The sequence below is a fragment of the Pseudomonas chaetocerotis genome (assembly GCF_015712105.2).
In the GTDB taxonomy this organism is placed as follows: domain Bacteria; phylum Pseudomonadota; class Gammaproteobacteria; order Pseudomonadales; family Pseudomonadaceae; genus Aquipseudomonas; species Aquipseudomonas chaetocerotis.
The window spans coordinates 1-20,493 of sequence record NZ_JACFYX020000007.1; the positions used below are offsets into that span (position 1 = coordinate 1).

Genomic DNA, 20,493 nt, shown 5'->3' on the forward strand with positions numbered 1-20,493 from the left:
GGTGGTGGGCAGGTCGCTGGTCCATACCCGCCATTGGCAGAAGCCAGGAATGCCAACGCTGCTGGCCTCCGGGTGCGTCCAGCCGAAGCCCTGGATGTGCTGCCAGAGTCGGGGGAAGCGGTAGCCGGCGTCGATCTCGAGGCGATTGGTGGCTGCGCCGAGCGGTTGCAGGTCAATCTGCACACTCTCGAACAGGGTGGTGCCAGGGCCGAACACGAAGTGCGGCGCTGCAGCGGCTGCCCAGTTGGTCACGCGCACCTGCCCGGTCGGTGAGCAATCCAGGCTGGCCGCCCGGCTCTCCATGCGCTCCTGCGCATAATCCCAGCGACTGCGGCCGGTCACCGGCTCGAACAGATCGGCGGACCAATGGCCGCCGGTCAGCGCGTCGATGGCCTCGATGGTCATGCCTTCAACGCGCTGCTGCAGCTGGTCGCTGCAATCGCACGCCAGCAGGCGCCAGGTTGGGTCCCACTCGGGCATTTCGATTTTGCCGGTGAACAGCCGCTGTTCAGTAATCACGCCGTCGCGATTGCGACTGATGAAGTCGATCAGCACCGGCTTGCCCTTCCAGTCATCCGGTACCACGGGCCCTGGCGGCAGATAAAGCACGAAGCCCCCGACGCCGGCGGCGCCCTCCTCGAGGTCGACGTCGATCATGCCGGTTACCTGGCTGGTGAGGTCAACCCCATCCACCAGCAGACGCACACGCCAATTGAACGCCTGGCCGCGCACCACGTATACAGGGTCGTAGGTCGAACCCAGGGCGACAGCAAGCGGGCCGCTGGCCAGCGGCTGAGCTCCGATCAGCATGGGTTAGGCCTCTTGCCAGGTGGTTTGCCAACTGTGGGTATTGCCGGATGAATCCTGGTTCTCGCTGGGGCGCTCGCAGAACACCGAGAACACCGGCAACCAGCAGGCGCGGTACTGCGTGGCGCCAGCAACAGCGGTGAGCGTGGCAACGCCGGCGGCAACGCTGCAGGTGGTGCGCACCCAGTCACGGCCAACCAGGGCCAGGCCCCACGGTGCGAAGTCCGTACGGGGTGTGCTGGTGAGCGTGTAGACCAGGCCGGTACCGCCAATGGCCTCAACCTTCGTGCTGCGTAGCTCCAGCGGCAGGCTGTAATCCAGCCCAGCCAACCCAGGCGGCATCCAGCCCTGGCCGCTGATGGTGCCCTGCATCTTCGTCCAGTGCGTTTGCTTCACGCCCGCGCCGTCACTCATGCGCAGCACGTTGCTACCCGCGCCGAGCGGCTCCAGCGTTTCGACTGGCGCGCCCGAGTGCAGCACGAGCTCGACACCGCCGAGCATGATCCGTGGTAGAGACATTCATGGGCTCCAGATAGAACGAAGCACGCGCGGGGCGGGCTATTTGCGGCGGCTGCTGCCGCTGAACTTCAAGGCCAGGCGTCTGAGATTCAGTGCGTCCTGCGCCGATGCATACAGCGTGGTCTCCTGACCACCAGCCTCGAATACCACGCGCCCCAAGTCGGGGAACACGGGGCCGGCGAGTTGCTCCTGCAGCGCTGGGGCCAGCGAAGGGATGGAGGGCATAGCGCGCGGCGCAACGATGCCGCCCATGTCGTAGCCGCGCAGACCGCGCCGCATGGCCTCGACCACCGCAACACCGCCCGCACGGGCAACGTCCAGCTGCGACCACACCACCTCACCGCGGTGCACCACGCCTGCAGGTTCCAGCCGGCCACCTGGGCCGGTGTAACCGCCGCCGGCGAAGCCCGGAACAGCGCCAGCTGATGGCGGCTGCCCCATTGACAGAGTGATCGGCACAATAGATGACTTGCGGAGCTGGTCGATGAAGGCGCCAAACTCCTGAAGCACGCCAGCCTTGGACACCTCATCAACCACGCTTTCGACTGGCACAGGCGGTACATCTGGCGCAGGGCCTACAGGACGCAGCAGCGCCGGCACAACAGGCATCTCGCCTTCCGGGGCGGACACGCTTTGAACAACGATGTCCGCATCAACCGGCAGGTTGGTAAAGCTGTTCTGGCCATCCTTGCGGATGCCTTTCGGCAGCACATCAACTTCGACAACGGGAAGGTTGGTGAAGCTGTTCACGCCATCCTGCCGAACACCTTTCGGCGTGATGGCTACCTCGGCAGCCGGCAGGTTTGTCCAGCTATTGGCGCCATCCTGGCGGATGCCGGCAGGTTTGATCGGCGCATTGACCGGTGGCAGAGCTGCTTCGGTGGCAGCGTCCTGCACAATCCCGCTTGGCTTTACGGGGGCGCTCACCGGAACTGCACTGGAGCCAGTGGCGCCAGCTCCTGGTAGCACCATTGGTGCGCGCCATTCACCGGTACCGGTATCAGCGCCTGCCGTGGTGCGCGGGCGGATGACGAACGACTCGCCGATCATTGCCGCCCAGCGCTTCATCTTCTCGGCTTCCTTGGCCAGAGCGTCGTCGTCAATGTTCGGCGTCAGCTTGAAGTTCTTCAGGTCTTCGAGCTCTTTCTTGAGCTCTCTGACTTTCTCGATCTCGGCCTTTCTAGCAGCTTCTGCGCTGGCGAGGATTGCCTTGTCTGCAGCCTCTTCGATGCCTTGCAGGCCCTTGATGAAGCCCTCGAAGCCGTAGGTGTTCTCGCCAGCTTCAGCCAGCTTCATCAGCATATCCAGCGACTGCTGCGCCAGCTTCTTGGCTTTCTCCGCATCACCAGCCTGCAAAGCCTGGCGAGCAGCAACGCGAAGCGACGATGCATTGCTGAAGCTGTCAGGCCCAGCAGAACCGGCGCCCAGTTTCTGAAGCGCCTCACGGTAGCGTTTTGACGTCTCAAGCTGGGCGTCCTGCGCCTTCTTCAGCTTGGCGTTTGCCCGATTCTGGGCGGCCACCTGATCATTGACGGCGGTCTTGAAGGCGTTGGTAAGCCTCTCCTGCTCTTTGCCGAACTCACCCGCATAGGCGCGGAAGTCGGCAAGGCGCTGCTCTTCAATGCGCTCCGCATCAGTACGGGCGAGCCCTTCGGCATCTGTCAGGTCTTCCAGCGCCGCTGCCGAATCATCGCTGAACTGTCGATAACCATCCGCAACATCGGCCAGCGCCCGAGCACCTGGCAGCAGCGTGCCAAGCCCCCGCCCTCCAGCGATCAGCGCATTACCGAGCAGTTCCAGGGCGCGCTGCTTCTTGCCGTCAGCAATGTCATTAATTGCATCGGATACCTTGTCGAGTTGCTCGGTAGCAGCTGCGGAAGCGCCTGTAATCTTGTCGATCGAACCAATTAGCTTGTCGATCGATTGCGAGAAGGTCCCAGCAGCATCGGCACCGGTTACCCGCATTGCGTCGGCGAGGCCGAGCAGTGCATCAGCTTGCGATGCGAAAGCGGTAACAACCCTATCGGCTGTCAACTCGCCGGCGTTCGCCATCCGAATCAGTTCGGCGCGGGTAACACCCAAGCCCTTTTGTAGGGCATCAATCAGCGCCGGCGAGTTCTCCAGCACGGCGTTAAAGGCATCACCACGAATGACGCCAGTCTGCAGGCCCTTGGTGAACTGGTTGATAACCGCCGCAGCCTGCTCGCCCTTCACGCTGTTTGCGACAAGGCCGGCAGACAGGGCGCCAACCAGGTCAGTGGTTTGGGCCGCGGAGAAGCCAAGCTCTTGAAGCGGGCCAACCGAGCGCAGGAACAACTCGCTCACTTGAGCGATGGGAATGCGCACGCGGCGCGATACATCCTCAAGGCGTGCCTGGGCGCGCTCGTACTGCTCTTGCACTGGCAGCGCGTTGCGCATGCGGTCTTCGAGTTCGCCCATCGCGTCGGCGGCGTTGAAATAGAAGCCAGCAACGCGCTGCAGGCTGTAGGCGGCGGCGGTGATCGCCGCAATGCGCGCGGTGATGGCAGCGATTCCACCGCCACCCGCCTCGCCATCCGCTGAGGTCAGTTCGCGGATCTGTTGCTGGGTGCGGTTCAGCGCGGCCTGGTAGCGATTCTCTGCCGCGATACGCTCAGTTGCGGCCATCTGGCCGGACTGGGAAAGCCGCTGATAGTCGCTGCGCAGCGTGACCAGTTGCTCACGCAGCGCCCGCAGGCGGTTGATGCCAAAGGTATCGAGAGCCCGAGTGACGGCGGCGTCAGCCTGACCCTTACCCATCGCCCCCACAAGCGTGGCCTGCAGGCGCTGCTGTTCGGTAGCCAGGTTGCGCACGTCCACGCCGGCCGCCTTAAGCTCGGCGCGCTGCTCGCGCACCTTGGCTTTCTGCCGGTCAAACTCGCGCGTGGCACTGGCCAGCGTGCGCTGCGCCTGACTGTAGGCGCGGTCGAGATCGCGCACCGGCTGGCCGGCCTGCTCAATGGCACGCTTCAGTTCGTCAACGCGGCGCTTCGCATCGAAGTAGGCCGAGCTGGCTACCTTGGCGTTCTCGGCGGTCTTCTGCAGCGCATCAATCTGCCGCAGCGGCTTCTGGATGGCTTTTACCAGCTCCTGGTATTCCTTGCGGAACCCGCCCACTGCGCTGGTTGCGTCGGCCGTATCCGCCGTCAGCCTCAGCTCGACTTCAGTCATGGGCTACTCCTTCAAGCAGCGCTTGAACAAGCGCCACGGGTAATCAAGAACGTTGGGGTGGCCGAGCCGGCACAGGGCAGCGATACAGCTCTCAAGCTCGCTCAGGAACTCGCGCGGGCCGCTCGCATGCGCCCCACTGCGGCGAAAAAATCCGGGTTCAGCTCCTTTGCCTTGGCCAGAATCTTGCGCAGCTCGCTTGCCGTCAGGCTGCTCAGCTTGGCCTTGTCGAGGCCGGCAATAACAGACAGGTCGCACAGGCGGCAGTCTTCAAACAGGTAGTTGTCCAACTGGTAGTGCACCAGGTCTTCCTCTGACGCGCCGTCACCCGGCCATGGGTTACTCATGATCACCTGGCGCATCTGGGCAACCGTCAGCTCGGACACCACCACATCAAAGGCAGCATCACCCTTTCCGACTGTTACCACCGCCTTTCCAGATGCATCGCTCATGTGTTTCTCCAGGTAATAAAAAACCCGCCGTAGCGGGTTCAAAAAACAGGTACTGGTTACATCGATAGTGCAGATCCCTGCCACTCATCCTTAGCCGGGACACCCTCGACGGTTATAGAGAATGGCGTCCGAATAATCGCGCCAAAAGAGTTCTGCGAGTCAACATAACTCTCGACTCTATATTTGCACTTGCCAAGCGGACTGATCTTTACAGAAGAGGCGCTCGACAATGGGAACTTGGCAGATGCCGGAGACTTAAGGTGGCGCTCGATGATCCTCTGAGCGGCACCATATGCGCGAGACTCACTGCATGTGAATTCAGGCTTTCCACATCCGGCCATCATGGTAGCGGCCAGAACAAGAAACAAAAATCTCAACATCAGGTCTCCCTCCCTTTGGGTATGGAAGGGACTCTAGCCGATCAGCGCCAGCACTGAAACCCGGCGCGGGCCGGGTTCAGCGAGCGGCCTTTGAATCTACGAATCAGGCCCCTTCGCGATCACCTTGGACAGCCCGGCCTGCAGCTGGGTGGCCAGGCGCCTCAACAGCTCAAGCACAGACTCCTTCCATAGGATCTGCTGCACAGGTTTGCCGTCGCCATGCTTCTTGGCTGTGTCCACGATTACCGCGAAGTCTTTGCCGTCCGGTAGTAGCTCCCAGCGTCGCTTGCCCTTCGAATATTCGAAGTTTCGTTGCAGCCCGCACTTGGCCAGCAAGGTGTTCATCTCGCGCGCGCTCATGCCGAACTTGGCGCCCAGCTCGGTGGGCGTGTAGTTAAGCTCCTGGGCTTCATTGACCAAGCCAGGCACACCCGCCAGCTGCAACAAATCGACGCCGATTGTTGAGCGCACCATGCTGTTCGCGCTCAGCAGTGCCTGATTGCCCTCCAGCCCGAAGCTCTCGGCAATGCGTTTGGCCGCATCCAGGTTGTCAGCGGCCACCAGCAGGCGCCGATCCTGCGGTATCGCGTTGTCGTTGGCAGCGACCGCGTCGAAGGTGCGGATCACGTGCAGGCTGAACACCGGCGATATCCACATCGCATAGGCGTACACCAACTCCTTGCAGGCGTAGGTTCCAGGCGCGACTCCACCCTTTCTAACCCGCGCCGGAGCAAACTCCATTTCTGGTGTTAGCACTTCCATGAGGCCCTGATAACCGTCTGTCCTTGTCCAGCGCCACGGGCTGTGCCGATCCTCGCCACCAGCCGCCCGGTGAAAATCGTTCAGGCTGAAGCGCCCATCCTGATCCTGGTGAATCTCGATACCGGCGATGGTGAGCGCGCTCATGCGGCAGTCCTCCCCTCGGCGGCGTCATCCACCATCTTCGCCAGCGCCAGCCAGTCCGTCTTCGGCGGCAGGATCACCTGGCGCTTGAGCTGCTTGGTCAGCTTGGCCTTAATCGTTGGCGTCCAAGGGTGGCCGCCACCCAAGACCTCTTTTTCGAACCAGTCGCGCAGTTGCATCAGCGCATCCGTGAAGTCGGAGCAAGCGCTGTACTTGCTGTTGATCATCTGCATCACAACGTCGAACTGATCGGCCGGCACATCCTCGAACCGAGCCACCTGGAACGCCACGCGCATGTGGTTGTAAATCCAGTTCTTGGAGTGGTTACCGAAAGCCCAGCTGGCCGTCATCATGTGAATCTTCATGTCGATCTGGCGCCATTGCTCTTTGGTAAGAGCCGGGCGCATGGCCGGCGCGTGCAGGTACATGCCGTACTTGCGGATCGCTGGTAGAACCTCGGCAGTCACCCACTTCTTGAAGGCTTTGGCCTCCGGCTTGCGACTGCGCAAGATTAAGGAATAAAGCCCGGATTCATTGATCAGCAGAGGCTTCCGTCCTGAACCCGAATACTGTTCGTGTTCACGTTTTTCGTCGTCATCCAAGCCAAGCAATGCCTTGTTCGTGTCGCTCAACCCAACGGCGCTGCAAACGTCCATTGCATAGAACCAAGGCTCGCCATCAATCATGACCGCGCGCACGTCTTGCTGCTGTTTGAACTGGAACACCTGGGCTGTCTGTTCTTGGACATTGCCAACAGCGTCAATTGCGGTAGTATTCATCTCGTGAACTCCTTCCAATGTTTTCACATCCGAAGCCCTGGCGACTCTCACCTCGCCGGGGCTTCTTCGTTTTTACCTATGCTGCTTTCTTCTTCATTTCCGATATGAGCTGAACCAGCTCACTGTTCATGGATCGGTTGTGCTCTTGCGCCTGCTGCTTCAGCCAATCCATGAGGTCAACGGGAATGCGAACTTGGGTGCGCGCAACCTGTTTCATGAAACCCCCCTTTTAGTGACTTGGTGTCACTATACGAACCACTAACCGTAGTGTCAAGCTAGTGACATGGACGAAATATACCGCTCTCAATTCAGACTTCCGCACCCCTTGTACGAGAAGCTGAAAGCTTCTGCTGACGCGAATCACAGATCAGTTAATGCTGAGCTGGTCGCACGCCTAGAAGCCAGCTTCGACCCGAACGCTTTCGTTGACCTAGCGGCGAATCTTCAGCCGGACGAAACGAGCGACCCCACCATTCGCCAGGAAGTCTCGGATATCAAAAAGCAGTTCTCGCTGTTCCAGGAGATGCTTGAAATCTTGCGCGAGCCGCCCACCGAAGAGCAGATCGCGTGGGCCAAGGCGAAGATGGCGGAGCGGCTACAAGAGCCAGCATCCGTGCCACCGAAGAAAAGCGGCCCCCGCCCGCTTGGCGTGGACCAAGACGTTTGGGTAGAGCGCCAAACCAAGCCGAAGAAGAACTAGACGAAACCCGGCTACCCAACCAGCACTTTAACCAGCGGCGTGGCGGCCAGTAGCAGGCCGCCAAACGCGACCATCAGCAGCGATGCGCCGATGCAGATACGAATCCAACGGTCTGTGACCAAATCCATCTTCAGGCCCTCCTTCGGATGAATCTCTACTCTTGATCGGTTATCATCCAATCACTTTCTCCTCATGCCATCTCATGGGGTTGAAACAAAAACCCCCGCGAGCCGGCCAGCTCCGGGGGTTTTGCTTTTTGGGCCGGTACCGCGATGGTACCGGGAATAGCCAGCCAAACTGGCTGTTCATGATGCGTTGCTCTAACGGCCATCCCTGGCCAGGCAAGATCACTCCACGTCCTTGATCACCATGTACTGCGACAAGCCGGTGCCGACCTTAGTGGCATCCTTCTCCACCTTGGCGGTGAACTCCATGCCCTGGAACTCGTCGCCGATAAAGCTGAGACTGGCCGGCGAGTGGTTGACGCGGTAGCACTCGATCACCACCGGTTTGCCGCTGCGCGCTTCGTTGAGGCCAACAAACACGTGGCGGTAACGCTTGCCCGAGCGTACCAGCGCCTGGATGGTGGCGTGCTTGGCGAACGAATAGTCCACCTCAACGTCGAGGCCAGCATCGGTGACCACGCCACCCTCGGTGATGACCGGGAAGCCGGCCGGGTCGAGGGTGTAGTCGGTGTCCAGAACCAGCGCCGCGCCGCCTGCTTCTGGGGTGATCACCACGTTGGTTGCCCCGGGGTTGGCCAGCATCAGCAGCGCACCGGGGTAGGCGGTGTGCGGTTCAGCGGTCACGGTGCCGGCGGCTACGTCGGCGGCGCTGCCGAACATGGCACGGGCCATGTTGGCGGCCTTGAAGTGACGCGCGTTGTAGGAGACGGTCAGCGATTGAATACGCTGCACCGATGCGTCCAGCCCGCCGCCAGGGGTGGTGTAGTCCTGCTCTTCGATGTCCTGAACCTGAGCCTCGTAGTTGAGGCTGTTGCAGTTACCGATGAAGATCAGGCCCTTCGGGTCGTCGAGATCCTCGATGTATTGCTTACCGGCGCCGAGGAACGCGCCACGGAGATCAGCCATTGCTCACTTCCTCCTGCTGGCCGCCAACTACGCCCTGCTTTTCCAGCCAGGCTTTCTGTTGGGCGGTTACCTCGATCTTGGCGCCGGCCTGCAGGCGCTGGCGGCCATGGGTGTGCGGCTTGGCGAGGGTGACCTCGACCAGATCCGGCTTGTTGGTTTCGGCCTTGGTGGCTTTCTTGGTGGTCATGGCTTCATTCTCCGGGGAGTACGACGTGCATCAGCACGGGGATGGACACGGTGCCGACCGGCACTTCTTGATCCGGCAGGAACTGGTTGATGGTCTTGATGACCACGTTTCGCGGGCCTTGCGGCCCCCACGGGTTGGGTACGCCGTCCTCCACGTGCAGGCAGCGCGCGAGGTCGGCGGTGATGTCGTTGAGCTGCTCCAGGCAACTGTTGGTGTCGCTCGGCTTGACCAAGGCAACGATCTTGCGGCCCTGGTTGAAGCGCCAGGCGCCAGCGCCCTTCAGGGGCGGTGGGCACTCGTCGGGGATGACCGTCAGGCAGGGATAGACGAGGTTTTCATCATCTAGCAGCGAGCCGATCCACTTCTCATGCACGCGGGTGCCGATGTCGGTGAGGTAGCCGTTGGCGGGCACGATGGTGCCCAGCCGATCGATCAGAGCCTGATCGGCGATGTTGAGCGGGTTGGTCACAGGGCTGCTCGCTTCAGTTGGCGCTCAACTTCATCCACCAGGATGCGTTGGCCTTCTGCCTGAAAGTCCGGTTTGCGTGTTTCGAGGATCTGCGACGGCGATGGGCCGTACAGCGCGCGGATGCGTTGCTGCAGCAAGTCGGCACCATAAGCGCCCTGCCCTTTACGCTCGGCTGCTGTGCGCTTCGGGCCGTAGCGAATGAAGATCAGGCCTTTGGTGCTGCCAGACCCCAGCGTGCTGACGATGAAGGCGTTCTTGAGCACCTTGGCGGTGCCGCCCACATTGACACGCACACCGGCGCGTTTGCGCTTGCCGTTCTTGCCCTTGGTCCACATCTGCTTATGTGGGAAGTGACTCAGCACCAGGCCGCGCTTGACTGCCCACAGCCTGGCAACCAGCCTGCCGCGTGTTGCTCGGGTGATCCGCACCCGCTCGCGCAGGAGATTGCGCTTGATGTTCACATCACTGCCAATCTCGCGCAGGAACTGCGCGCGGAGCGTTTCCACGGTGTCGTTCAGGGCCATGACCAGCACGGCCTTGGATTTCTCCGGAATGGCGCCAAGGCGCTCGACAGCCTCACGCCCGCCGGTGAGCTTGACCTTGACCCCGCTCATTCCGGCGTGACCGCTGCAGTGACGATGACGCCGTCATTGCGCACCGGCGCCAGCACCTTCCAGCGGTTGTTGCCGCTGGTGAAGATGCCGTCGCGGCGCACCCGATCAAGTTGGCACGCCAGCACGCTGATCTGCACTTGGTCGACCACCAGCACACCGTCTGGCCCAACGCGCTCGATGTCGCGCAGGATGATCAACTCAAGGCCTGTGACTGGCTGGCGGCTGGCATCCTGATAGCTGCCCAGCACAGGCTCGCCCGAGCAGTTCTCCTCGCGCATGCGCTGGAAGATCGCCCGAGCGGCCCTGGCCTTGAGTTGATGCCGGTTCATCAGGCGGTCAGCTTGATGATGGCGCCCGGACGGGTGCAGAGGTTGAGCGGGTTGGACTGCGCTTCGAACTCGACACCGCGATTCATGCGCAGCATTTCCTGCTTGGCATACTTCGGCAGGCCGAGGGTGTTGGCGGTTTCCATGTAGTCCGCCGGGGCGAAGCGAGTGATGAACAGGTCCGCCACGCCTTCGGGTACGAGGTAGGCCTCGTTGTCGCCGATGAAGGCTTGGGTGCCGACCTTGCCGCGGTACTCCTCACAGAAGGCACCGCCGAACATGAAGCCGCCGCGCGGGTCATTGCGCAGCATTTCGCCTTCGTTCCAGCGCTCCCAGGCTTTCTCGACTTTGGCGTGGCCGGTGAAGGCATCGAACAGGGCACGACCGAAGAAGATGCGGTAACCGCTGACTACGGTAGCGCCGAGTTTGTCCTCGGACTTACGCACCGCCTCGAGGATCTTGTTGCGCACGTTGGTGGCGGCGTTGCCCAGGGCGAGGCTGACCTCTTCCTGGACAATGCCAAACTCGTCGTACAGGTCGTAGATCACCGAGCTGCCATCGGCATCGAGGATCAGGCCCTTGATGGCGCCGACGCGGTGGAACTCGATGGTGGCATCCAGGTCGCGGTTCATGCGGCCCAGGCGCTGGTTGACGACGTTCTGCACAGTTTCGACATCGGTCTCACTGCCGAAGGCGCGCAGGTTCTGGATGGCATCAGCCAGCAGGGTGTCATCCTTTTTCAGGTGCGGCACAACGAACGAGCGCAGGTTGCGCTGGTCGCGCTCTTGCGGGCTCACCGGCTTGCCGCGCTCACCGACCGGCACCAGGCTCAAACCGCCCTGGTTGTACTCGATGGTCACGGAGGTAGTGGTAACGCCCTCTTCCTGGAACAGTCCGAGGGCGCCGATACGGCCGGGCTGATGCGGCTGCTCGTTGATGGCGGCGGTCAGGCTGGAAACGCTGAAGGCGTCATCGTTGAAGATATCGAGATGCATAGCTTTCTCCTTGGTGGCGGGCAGCGCTTAGCGCGCTACGACGTGGCTGCCGGCCAGGGCCAGAAGCGCAGCGGTTTGATTTGGGGTGGAAATGCCGGTGGGCCAGACGAGCATGTCGGCGCGCACTTCGGCCAAACGCTTGACCACAACAGCCGGCACGTCGGTGCCGCTGGCATGGCCATAGAGCACGCCGGCGGCGTCTTCGCTGCCGTCGGTTGCATCCGGATCCAGCTCGACGTATTTGCCGCTGGCGGTGATCTTGCCGAGCACGGTGCCGGGCACCAGGGTGCCAAGGGCGATTACGCCGTTCTCGCGCGACAGCGTGCCGTTGGCTTCGGAGAGGATGAAGTCGCCGGCGCGGCGGGTTTCGGTCTTGACGCTCATGTGAATTACCTCGCGTTGCGCCGCGCGTAGACGGACGCATAGTTGGAAGTGCGGCCCTTGGCCTCACGTGGATTGCCCGCCGGCTGGCGGTTGCTCAGTTGCGGCCCCTTGCTCAGGCGCGACGCCAGTTCCTGCCGCACCACCTCGACGCCAGTGGCGGCATTGATGTAGCCGGCGGCAAGCTGCGGCATGCCTGCTGCGGTGCAGAGGTTGCGAATTTCGCTGGCCTGGTCGGCCATGGCCGCCAGCTTGGTGGCAGACCAGCGTTCACGAATGGCGGTGGCGGTGAAGGCAGTAAGGCCGCTGGCCATGCAGCGCTCGGCCAGATCGCCAGCATCCAACGCAGGCTCATCGACCGGCGCGGCAGGCAGGTTCTGGGCCAATGGAGCGGTGGTGCCTGCTTGTGGCTGCTCTTCATCCTCCGGCGCCTGCTCAAGCTCTTCGTCTTCAGGCTGAAGCACTGGCTGCTCCTGCTCGACGACCTCGGGCATGGCGGCGACCGTGCGCTTGCGGGTGTAGGTACCGCCCTGCAGTTCCGCCATCAGCTCGCGGAAGGTGCCCAGGTGGTCGGCCATTCCGGCATCAATGGCGTTCTGCCCGAACAACAGAGATGCCTCGGTGGCCTTGACCGCCTCAACACTCAGGCCGCGATAGGTTGCGACGCTAGTGGTGAACATCTCGTAGAGGCGGTCGGACTCGCTCTGCATGAAGGTGCGAGCAGCATCCGAAAGCGGCTCGTTGGGGTTGCCGGCGACCTTCATGGCGCCGGAGTGGATGTAGGTCCACTTCACGCCTTCCTTGGCGTTCTTCTCTGATACGTCGCGATGACCGATCACCACACCGACGCTGCCTACACCGCCAGTGCGGGTCAGCCAGATTTCAGAGCAGGCAGCGGCCAGGCCGTAGCCGCCCGAGTAGGCGTAGTCGTCGACCATGGCAATCAGAGTTTTGCTGGTGCGCAGCTGTGCCATGCGGTCAGTCAGGTCGAACAGCTGAGCGGCTTCACCGCCGGGCGTCTCCAAGCGCAGGACGACGTGGGTGATATTGGCGTCCGCTTCGAGGTCATCGAAGGCGAGCATCAACCCTTCGTAACTGACCGGCGTGGCGCCGCACAGGGTCGGCTCGACTTCGCGCGATACCAGCGGGCCGGAGACTTCCAGCACGGCAACATGGCCGACCTTCTCCATCACATGACGCGGCTGGCCGCCTTCGCCGGCATCAAGGCCACCCCGCAGCCACCCTTCGATCAAGGCCTCTGCCATACCTGGCTCGACCAGCAGCGGGCGGTTGATGACGCGGGAGTAGATTTGCGGCACCAGCGGGCCACCTTGGCCGCGGCTGAACAGCCGCGCCAGAATGTTGGTCGGTTTGGGCATGGTGTGCTCCAGAAATAAGAAGGCCCGCACTTGGCGGGCCTGGAAGGTTTACTGCTCGTCTCGCAACGATTGGTCCGGTACCGGGTCGTGGCTGTAGCTGAGGCCAAGCTCCTTGGCCCTTGCTGCATCCGCCTGGTTCTTCTGGTCGATCTCCTCGACGTCGTAGCCGCGCTCGGCGGCGGCGTCGGCACGGGAACTCAGGCCGCCCTTGATCAACATCAGCTCGCCCTGGGCGTCCTGCACTGGGTGCAGGTAGCGCCAGGCTTGCGGGCGCCAGTCGCAGGCCAGGTATTCACGGCGGCGCGTTGCGTAGTCCGGCGCGCGCAGGCGGCCAGCCAGCACAGCAGCATCAATGAACGCCTCCCACATCCGCTGACAGAGCTGCGGAATGGTGTACAGCCACTGGTACTGCTCGATGCGACGGCGGTACTCGTTGAGCAGCGCTCGCAGGATGCGGTCATTTACGTTGCGCATGTCCCCCGACAGCAGTTCGTAGGGAATGCCCAGCGCCGCGGCGACGCCCATCAGTTGCTGTCGCATGAAGTCGCCGTAGCCGCCGCCTTGATCACCGTCGAACAACTGGATCTCTTCGCCCGGCAGCAACGCCGGGAAGGTGCCCGGCTCCAGGCTGACGACTGGCACGCCGCTGCTGGAGTCAATCGGGTCGCCGGTGAACGGATCAAACTTGAAGTCTTCTTCGTCGTAGCCCTGGCGCTTGATAGCGCCGGTGTAGTTGGCTCGCGTTTTCTTGCGGGTCAGCTCTGCGTCGTCGTATTCGTCGAAGTCGCGAGCCTTGACCAGGGCCTGCACGGTTTCAGCCATGCCGCGCACCTGGCCAGGCCGCAGCGGTGCGAAGTGGTGGATGATGTCGCGGGCGGCGATGGGCACAAGCTGCGTGTTGCCGACGCCTTGCTCGCCCGGGTGACGCGGGTACATCCAGTAGTGCGTGCGCTTGCCTTTGGCAAACTCGATGCCGGCGATGACCTCGTAATCCGCGCGCAGCTCGTTGTGGCTGTGCGGGCACTGGTCGGCCTCGATCAGCTGGAACTGCAGCGGCACCGGCAGGTCAGCATCCAGCGGCATGTGGTGGATGCGCACGAATACTTCACCGGCCTCCTTACGCGAGCGCACGGCCAGGGCCATCAGCCCGTATACGTCCAGCACACCGTCATGGTCGGCGGCTTTGGCGAACTCCTCTTCCCACAGGGCATTGGCGGCTGCAGCAAACGCTTTGTCCTTGGCCTTGCTGCGCGGCTTGATGCCAGTGCCGACTTCGTTGCCTACCCAGTTGCCGATGCCGTTGGCGATCCAGCCATTGTTGCGAGCAGCGTCACGCGACCGGGCGCGCACGGTGCTGAGCTGACCAACGACAGAGCGCGTTGGCCCTGCAGTGCCAGGCGCCCAGCCTTTCAGTCGGCGGCCCTGGCTGGCGGCATCGTAGCTGGCCTGCGCCAGCGGCATGCCGTCAATCACAAAGCCTCGGCTGTTGAGGGTCTCGAAGTCCATCACAAGCCCCTCCGGTGGTTTAGGCGGTAGCCGCGCATGCGCTTGCCATTCTGGCTTGCTGCGATCTCGCCACGGATGCGGTCGCGCAAGTTGACCAACTGCATCAGCCCAACGCTACCGTCATACCTGGTTGACTCGCCGGAGCCGAATTGCACCTCAACTACACGCTCACCTGCCGCGAGATCGATAATGGCTCTCTCGACCTTCTCGAGATCGGACTGTGTGTAGGCCATCAGCGATTCACCTGCATGCGTACCCGCCGGGTGGCGGCTTTCTTGATTGGTTGGTTGGGTGGCTCGACCGGCTTTGGCTGCACAACTGCAACCTCAGCGACCTGATGCACATGCGGATTCTCTTGCCAGGCTCGAGCAAAAGGCTTCGGCCTTGACCAGTCGATCTCCTCCAGCCCCAGCTTGATTGCGCCGGCCCTGGCATAGCAGAACAGGTCAAACGCTTCGTTCGCGCCTTTGCCGGGCTTGTCCCAGCCACGCTGGGTACGAACCTCGAAGGTCAGTTCTTCGAACCACCATTCGCCGAGCCACTCTGGCAGATGCACGAAACCTGGCCCTGGCGTCTCACGCTGCAGCGCGGCGTTGACGGCATCCTTGAGCTGGTTGGTGTTCAGCAGCCAGACGGGGATTTCCCCTCGGGCCTTGGCCTTGCGATCTTTTCGGTTGCTGTCCGGGTAGCTCTCACGAATACGCGGCGCGTTAGCCTGGCTGCCACCCTTGATCAGCATGAGCTGCCGATGCATGCCCTTGCGCTTCAGCTTGCGGTAGTAGTCGTAGGCCTTCTCGGTTACGCCGGCCTTGCCGCCTGAGTCGCATACCACCAGCGCCGGCAACATGGCTCGGCCGCTGCCGTCGGACAGCGGGTAGGCTTTCTGCATCACGTCCGTGGTGAGCAGCTCCCAGTCCTCAAGGTAGGCCGCAGGATCAAGCTGCAGTTGCTCTCCGTCGTCATTCACGCGCCGGCTCTGGCGGATGTTGTAGCGATCAATCAGCCATTCTTCACCGTGCTGGCCGTAACCATGCACCTGCACCACGAAACGCGGCTTGCCACCTGCCTGCACGTCGACAGCAGCGACCATGAAGCGGACGCCCTCTGGCACCTGGTGCTTGATCACCTCTTCGCGGCGATTGATCAGCACATCAGCAGAGCGCACCGACTCAGCGCGCTGCGGCATGTAGGGTGCGCCTTGGTCGAGGTTGGTGGTGGTCTTGAGCTTCTCTTCGTCGCCGGTCGTGACGTAGGCATGCACGCCCTGCAGGTAGTTCAGACAGATCGATTGCCAACTCTGGAAGGCTGCCGCCATGCCGCCGAGCCAGAAGCTGGCGATCTTGCTTTCTCTGGCTTCGCCGTGGATCTGGCCAGCCGTATCGATGCGCTGGCCCTCAATCACCCAGCGACCTGAGCGGTTCATGCCGCGCTTGTGCTTCTCCTGAATCAGTTCACCGCAGTGCGGGCAGGCGTAGAAGGCGCTCCGGGCGGCCAGCTTGACCAGATCCGCACCGCGAATGCTCTCCTTGAGCTCGTCGAAAGATGGCAGCGCAAAGCAGCCGATGCCGGGCTCTGGCTCGCTGTACTCGTGACAGCTCGGACACTGCCAGTACCAGCGGCGGCGGTCGCCCATGTTGTACAGCCCGATGATCCCTGTGCAGGGCGGTGCCTCGTGTGGCGTTACCTTGCGCCAGGCTGGCTCGGTGATTTCTCGGCCAGGCGAAGACTCCGCGCAGCACATGCCGCGCGACTTGTAGGTCTGCGTCCTCTTGCGCCCCAGCGACCAGACGTCACCCTCGCCGTCGATATCGTCAGGGATGCGGTCATAGTCGGTGATCCACACCCAGCGGATCGACTTCGACGACAGTTGCGAAACTGCCGGCCAACCGATCTTGAGAACCATGCCGTTCTTGAAGAACTTGTCATGGATGTTGTCGTCTGAGCGACCGCGCGCCATGCGGGCGTTCAGTTCCGGGCTGTAACGAATTGCGCGATCAATACGGGTGCGCGAGAAGTCGCGCGCCGCTTCCTGGCTCATTTGCACCAACAGCGCATCGCCTGGGTCGCTGGTCACGGTGTAGGCCAAGCCGCCATCGACCAGCGCCTGCGTCTTCAGAGAACGGGCCGGGCCGACGAAAACAACACCCTCGAATCGCCGGCTGGACAGCAAGTCCATCGGCTCGCGCATGTAGGGCGCGACATCAAGTGTGAAGTCGCCCTGATAGCCGCCCGGCTCGTTCAGCTTCAGATAGTCTTCAGCAGCAGCGCTTACCGATATCCGGCGCGGCGGACGGATCAGCTCGGCCGTGTTGCGGATGATGTCTGCAGGATTAACGTGCATCGCTGTCATCCATCGATCCGCAGACATCAAGCAGTTGCTGGTAGAGCGCTTCGCGCACGCCATCGACCACGACGATCACGCGCTCAACCTCTTCAGCGCCCAGGGCGCAATCGTTCTCAAGTACGTCAGGCAGGGTGTCCAGGCCTTGCGACAAAGCCTTGAAGGCCGTCGCCACTACCTGCTCAACCTCTGGCGCCGGAATGCTGAGGCGCTGCTCAGCCTCCCACTTGATCTTTTCACGCTCGGCTCGGTAGTGGTCGAGACGATCCTTTGGCGCTAAGTCGTCTGGCTCGAAGCCAAGAGTGGAGCTGGCGGCTTGCGGCCCCATCACAGCGATAGCTACGTCACGCAGACGCCAGGCCGGATGACCATTCACCTCACCAGATGACGGGATACCCTCCAGTCGCTTCTTGACGGTTCGGCGGTCAATGCCGAACTCCTCAGCTAGTGCATTGATGGACCACAATCGCGCCCCGGAATGTACAAGGGTCGCAACCATGTTGACTCCTACGCAGCCCAACAACGGCGCGGCTTATAACCGCGCGCGCTTAGGGGGTGTGGTGGAGCATTAGAAAAATGAAAAATTGTCGGCTACCGCGCGGCTCAACGCCTTCCCCGTGGGGGCCGGGGGGTGCCCAGGGTCCCTGGCGCACCAGAACTGCGCGCAGTGGCATCACGCCGATCCCGGCGACCATCCCACGCATCAGGCCCGCGCAACACTGCAGCGATATTTCCACCGCAGCGCATAGTGGCCGCAGCCAGAAAAGCAAGAAGCGCAACTAGAGGCCACGCCTCTGTCGGGACAACCAGTTCACCAGTAGCGATATGGATGACTGCAGAGCCACAGCAGACCATGGCCATGGCCGCCAAACCTGACTTCATGCGGCTGAACCTCGCCCCCTCACGCTGGTAGGTAAACAAGCGGACGAAGATCGAGACACAAAGAACGATGACGATGATGTTGAGCATGATCAGCCCCCAGTCGGCGCCGATCGACTTCGGCTGCGGATCGCTGCAAGGGTGACAGTCACGACCATTGCCGAAGCCATGAATGCCGCTGGGCCTGGCAGATCGATCGGCCCAACGCCGAGCCATTCGATCTTTGCCTTTGCTACTGCGGGAGCAAACAGATAGCCCATGATGAAAGAGATCAGAAAGAGCACCAGTCGCGTGCGCACAGCGAACTCGCTGGCGGCGATGAAGAAGATGACCGCCCCGCAAAGAGCGCCGACAGCTGCATCACCGTTGATTCCAGCGAGGACACCAGCCAAACCGGCGCCGGCAGCACTCACTGCCACCACAGTCGCAGTGCTTGGCTCAGCCATACACGCCTCCAAAATAAAAAGCCCGCACATGGCGGGCAGAGCGACGGGCTAGGGAAGCCGCCGCGGAGCATCAGAGTAAATCGGCATCAGATTGCCGAATAAGCAGCCACAACCAACGATTAAAGGCATCAAAATGCCCAAATAGTGGCTTGGCGCGAAGCGGAAACGAAAAAGCCCAGCGCAATGGCCGGGCTTTCGGGATTCTCAATCCTGAACGCGCAAGATCGACAGGATGGGATAAATAATGATCACTTGATCACTCGCTGTCAATATCCTCAGAGAGATAACCATGGAGACCGTGGTTGGCAAACTCGCCATGAACAACTGAACGAGCAGCAGTAATCGCATCCTGAGCCTCTTCAATGGAGTCGAAGCATTTATCGAACACTACCGCGCCGGCCTTCCTGAGGCGCGCCCTCCACTTTCCTGATGACTTCATATAGAAGACCCCTTTTACGCCCGACTTGTTGGCGGCATTTACTTTGGCGTTGCAAGAGTTCTGAGAGTGAGTCGCCAGCCGGAGATTGCCAAATGCATTGTTCGATTTATCCCCGTCAATGTGATCGATCAATACAGATGGCATTTCACCGGTCATATACAGCCAGGCCAGCACATGAACTGGATAGCGGTTCCCATCCACTGTGATTCCGATGTATCCGTCACCAATCGGACCTCCAGCTAAGAGGCCGGGCCTGATTCGCCGCCCAGCTACACGCCACTCAAATACACCTACGATTGGGCTGTATCGCAGCACCTCCTTTATCCTGGCTTGTGACAGCCTCATGCAGCCCTCCCAATAAGTACGCCCTCGGCGATCAGTATTTGCTCTGCAGCATTAAGCGCCTCGCCAACCATCTCATCCAGAACAGAACAAACGCCTCTTCTCCAACGGCGTCGAGTCGACTCAGGATTGGCCGCCAGATCCCAAGTGTTCATATCGTAGAACGAGGCCGGCAACACGATCATATCTGACGACCGCTTGCCGTCTGCGCCCTTGAGCGGCGGGATGGCCCAAGCTGTCACGGCCTTATAGACGAACAGCTTCGGCGCTGGTGAGGCGATCAGCGGGGCCAGCGCACTGATGGCGCTCACCTTGCGCCCCTTGTGCGTGCCATACCGGGCCGCCAGCGCGTGCCAGTGCCGCGGGATCAACTCGCTATGCAGGCGGGCGAACACCCAGCAGTCGATCAGGTCGCGGTCAGGCACGCCGCCCCGCCCCACCATCGCCGTGTCCAGGTCGATAAGCTTCTGCCAGGCCTGGCGAGACGTGCTGTCCTTGCACTCAGCCGCCAGGGCCGACACCACTGCACTCAATACGCTCGAATAAACCATGCCCTTCCCCTCAATCCCCGGTGAAGTGCGCCCCGCCGGCGCCCTTCCTGTTATTGCCTTGATAACCCACCGCCGCGCCCTGCTCCGGCATCAAGCCGGCCTGCTGCAGAGCGCGCTGCATCCGCTTGCGCTCATCGCCCGACATGGCCAGGCGCAGCCGCAACTGCTCGACCAACTCGGGATACTCCAGCGCGGCGCCGTCCGGCCTCACGAAGCCCCCACCGTTGCAGCCGGCGCACTCCATCAGATGGAAGATGCCCCGGATGCGGCCAGCGCCCCGGCACACCTCGCAGCGCTCCAGCGGCATCAGACGCGCCTTCACTGCTGCGCGCCTGACTGAAACGGCGAGAGCGTCACCCGCACCGCGCCGCCAGGGTGAACCTCGCCGATCTGCACCTGGCTGACGAACAGGCTGTCATCGATACCCAGCGCATCAGCCAGGCCATCGCGGCCTGCCTTGAAAGACGCCAGCAGATTGTCATCGTCACGACGGCGCGCAGTCGGCGGCAGGAACTCCAGTTGCAGCAGGATGCGACCGGCCGGAGCGACCAAGCCCGCCTTCTTGGCAAACAGGAAGCACTGCATCCGGTAGGCCTTCGCCGCCCTGCTCTTCTGCGACCAGTGGCCGCGCGCGTTCGGGCTCAGCGCCTTGGCTGGCCAGGGCAGAAGGATCTGCTGGCAGGTCATGCCTGCACCTCGATAGGGGTGTGGCAGCTCCCCTCCACAGCCTTGTAAGTCACATGCATCTCGGGGCTTACCCACATCAAATGCCGGCGGCAGATGCCCGTCCTGCCGTGAGAGCTGTAGTGCAGGCACTGGCC

General features: G+C 62.0%; 25 protein-coding genes and 1 pseudogene. 1 reads left to right on the plus strand and 25 read right to left on the minus strand.

The window, feature by feature from the left end:
- The 7 genes and pseudogenes from H3221_RS13335 to H3221_RS13365 form a co-directional block, all read right to left on the minus strand.
- Positions 1 to 810, minus strand: a pseudogene (locus tag H3221_RS13335) (hypothetical protein); the annotation flags it as partial.
- 3 nt (positions 811 to 813) lie between these two features.
- The gene (locus H3221_RS13340; protein ID WP_196474929.1) at positions 814 to 1,326 is read right to left on the minus strand and encodes a hypothetical protein; all 513 of its coding nucleotides are present in this window, start codon (positions 1,324 to 1,326) and stop codon (positions 814 to 816) included.
- Between the two features lie 39 nt (positions 1,327 to 1,365).
- On the minus strand, positions 1,366 to 4,515 hold the full coding sequence (locus tag H3221_RS13345) for a tape measure protein (protein WP_196474930.1): 3,150 nt from the start codon (positions 4,513 to 4,515) through the stop codon (positions 1,366 to 1,368).
- A gap of 101 nt (positions 4,516 to 4,616) precedes the next feature.
- Complete coding sequence (locus H3221_RS13350; RefSeq protein ID WP_196474931.1) at positions 4,617 to 4,964, minus strand: hypothetical protein; 348 nt, start codon at positions 4,962 to 4,964, stop codon at positions 4,617 to 4,619.
- Positions 4,965 to 5,440: 476 nt separating this feature from the next.
- Positions 5,441 to 6,250: a KilA-N domain-containing protein gene (locus H3221_RS13355; protein WP_196474932.1), complete on the minus strand. Its 810-nt coding sequence runs from the start codon at positions 6,248 to 6,250 to the stop codon at positions 5,441 to 5,443.
- Positions 6,247 to 7,026: a BRO-N domain-containing protein gene (locus H3221_RS13360; RefSeq protein ID WP_196474933.1), complete on the minus strand. Its 780-nt coding sequence runs from the start codon at positions 7,024 to 7,026 to the stop codon at positions 6,247 to 6,249. Before H3221_RS13360 ends, H3221_RS13355 begins: the two co-directional genes overlap by 4 nt.
- A 76-nt stretch (positions 7,027 to 7,102) precedes the next feature.
- Positions 7,103 to 7,243: an Arc family DNA-binding protein gene (locus H3221_RS13365; protein ID WP_196474934.1), complete on the minus strand. Its 141-nt coding sequence runs from the start codon at positions 7,241 to 7,243 to the stop codon at positions 7,103 to 7,105.
- Positions 7,244 to 7,309: 66 nt separating this feature from the next.
- Here H3221_RS13365 and H3221_RS13370 point away from each other — a divergent pair, with 66 nt between their 5' ends.
- Complete coding sequence (locus H3221_RS13370; protein ID WP_196474935.1) at positions 7,310 to 7,726, plus strand: Arc family DNA-binding protein; 417 nt, start codon at positions 7,310 to 7,312, stop codon at positions 7,724 to 7,726.
- 347 nt (positions 7,727 to 8,073) lie between these two features.
- Here H3221_RS13370 and H3221_RS13375 read toward each other — a convergent pair whose 3' ends face one another.
- From H3221_RS13375 to H3221_RS13460, 18 genes are all read right to left on the minus strand, one after another.
- Positions 8,074 to 8,817, minus strand: coding sequence for a phage tail tube protein (locus tag H3221_RS13375; protein ID WP_196474936.1), 744 nt, complete (start codon positions 8,815 to 8,817; stop codon positions 8,074 to 8,076).
- Entirely contained in the window at positions 8,810 to 9,004 is a 195-nt protein-coding gene (locus H3221_RS13380) for a DUF7210 family protein (protein ID WP_196474937.1), read from the minus strand. Before H3221_RS13380 ends, H3221_RS13375 begins: the two co-directional genes overlap by 8 nt.
- A gap of 4 nt (positions 9,005 to 9,008) precedes the next feature.
- The gene (locus H3221_RS13385) at positions 9,009 to 9,473 is read right to left on the minus strand and encodes a hypothetical protein (protein ID WP_196474938.1); all 465 of its coding nucleotides are present in this window, start codon (positions 9,471 to 9,473) and stop codon (positions 9,009 to 9,011) included.
- Entirely contained in the window at positions 9,470 to 10,087 is a 618-nt protein-coding gene (locus H3221_RS13390) for a phage tail protein (RefSeq protein WP_196474939.1), read from the minus strand. Before H3221_RS13390 ends, H3221_RS13385 begins: the two co-directional genes overlap by 4 nt.
- Positions 10,084 to 10,416: a hypothetical protein gene (locus H3221_RS13395; RefSeq protein ID WP_196474940.1), complete on the minus strand. Its 333-nt coding sequence runs from the start codon at positions 10,414 to 10,416 to the stop codon at positions 10,084 to 10,086. The genes H3221_RS13390 and H3221_RS13395 overlap by 4 nt, the downstream gene beginning before the upstream one ends.
- A complete protein-coding gene (locus tag H3221_RS13400) occupies positions 10,416 to 11,408 on the minus strand; it encodes a major capsid protein (RefSeq protein ID WP_196474941.1) in 993 nt (330 codons plus the stop codon). Before H3221_RS13400 ends, H3221_RS13395 begins: the two co-directional genes overlap by 1 nt.
- Before the next feature lie 27 nt (positions 11,409 to 11,435).
- Positions 11,436 to 11,792, minus strand: coding sequence for a head decoration protein (locus tag H3221_RS13405; protein WP_196474942.1), 357 nt, complete (start codon positions 11,790 to 11,792; stop codon positions 11,436 to 11,438).
- A gap of 5 nt (positions 11,793 to 11,797) precedes the next feature.
- Positions 11,798 to 13,168: a S49 family peptidase gene (locus H3221_RS13410; RefSeq protein WP_196474943.1), complete on the minus strand. Its 1,371-nt coding sequence runs from the start codon at positions 13,166 to 13,168 to the stop codon at positions 11,798 to 11,800.
- Positions 13,169 to 13,216: 48 nt separating this feature from the next.
- On the minus strand, positions 13,217 to 14,674 hold the full coding sequence (locus H3221_RS13415) for a phage portal protein (RefSeq protein ID WP_196474944.1): 1,458 nt from the start codon (positions 14,672 to 14,674) through the stop codon (positions 13,217 to 13,219).
- A complete protein-coding gene (locus tag H3221_RS13420) occupies positions 14,674 to 14,907 on the minus strand; it encodes a hypothetical protein (protein WP_196474945.1) in 234 nt (77 codons plus the stop codon). Before H3221_RS13420 ends, H3221_RS13415 begins: the two co-directional genes overlap by 1 nt.
- Complete coding sequence (locus tag H3221_RS13425; RefSeq protein WP_196474946.1) at positions 14,907 to 17,015, minus strand: phage terminase large subunit family protein; 2,109 nt, start codon at positions 17,013 to 17,015, stop codon at positions 14,907 to 14,909. The genes H3221_RS13420 and H3221_RS13425 overlap by 1 nt, the downstream gene beginning before the upstream one ends.
- Entirely contained in the window at positions 17,005 to 17,514 is a 510-nt protein-coding gene (locus H3221_RS13430) for a DUF1441 family protein (RefSeq protein WP_196474947.1), read from the minus strand. The genes H3221_RS13425 and H3221_RS13430 overlap by 11 nt, the downstream gene beginning before the upstream one ends.
- Before the next feature lie 104 nt (positions 17,515 to 17,618).
- The gene (locus H3221_RS13435; RefSeq protein WP_196474948.1) at positions 17,619 to 17,984 is read right to left on the minus strand and encodes a phage holin family protein; all 366 of its coding nucleotides are present in this window, start codon (positions 17,982 to 17,984) and stop codon (positions 17,619 to 17,621) included.
- Between the two features lie 2 nt (positions 17,985 to 17,986).
- A complete protein-coding gene (locus H3221_RS13440; RefSeq protein WP_196474949.1) occupies positions 17,987 to 18,340 on the minus strand; it encodes a putative holin in 354 nt (117 codons plus the stop codon).
- Between the two features lie 256 nt (positions 18,341 to 18,596).
- The gene (locus H3221_RS13445; protein ID WP_196474950.1) at positions 18,597 to 19,124 is read right to left on the minus strand and encodes an HNH endonuclease; all 528 of its coding nucleotides are present in this window, start codon (positions 19,122 to 19,124) and stop codon (positions 18,597 to 18,599) included.
- Positions 19,121 to 19,672 (minus strand): hypothetical protein, encoded by a 552-nt coding sequence (locus H3221_RS13450; RefSeq protein ID WP_196474951.1) that lies wholly within the window; start codon positions 19,670 to 19,672, stop codon positions 19,121 to 19,123. The genes H3221_RS13445 and H3221_RS13450 overlap by 4 nt, the downstream gene beginning before the upstream one ends.
- A 10-nt stretch (positions 19,673 to 19,682) precedes the next feature.
- Positions 19,683 to 19,994 carry a hypothetical protein gene (locus H3221_RS13455; RefSeq protein ID WP_196474952.1) on the minus strand — a complete coding sequence of 104 codons (312 nt, stop codon included), beginning with the start codon at positions 19,992 to 19,994 and terminating at the stop codon, positions 19,683 to 19,685.
- Positions 19,991 to 20,359 (minus strand): RusA family crossover junction endodeoxyribonuclease, encoded by a 369-nt coding sequence (locus H3221_RS13460; protein WP_196474953.1) that lies wholly within the window; start codon positions 20,357 to 20,359, stop codon positions 19,991 to 19,993. Before H3221_RS13460 ends, H3221_RS13455 begins: the two co-directional genes overlap by 4 nt.
- Positions 20,360 to 20,493 lie beyond the last annotated feature (134 nt).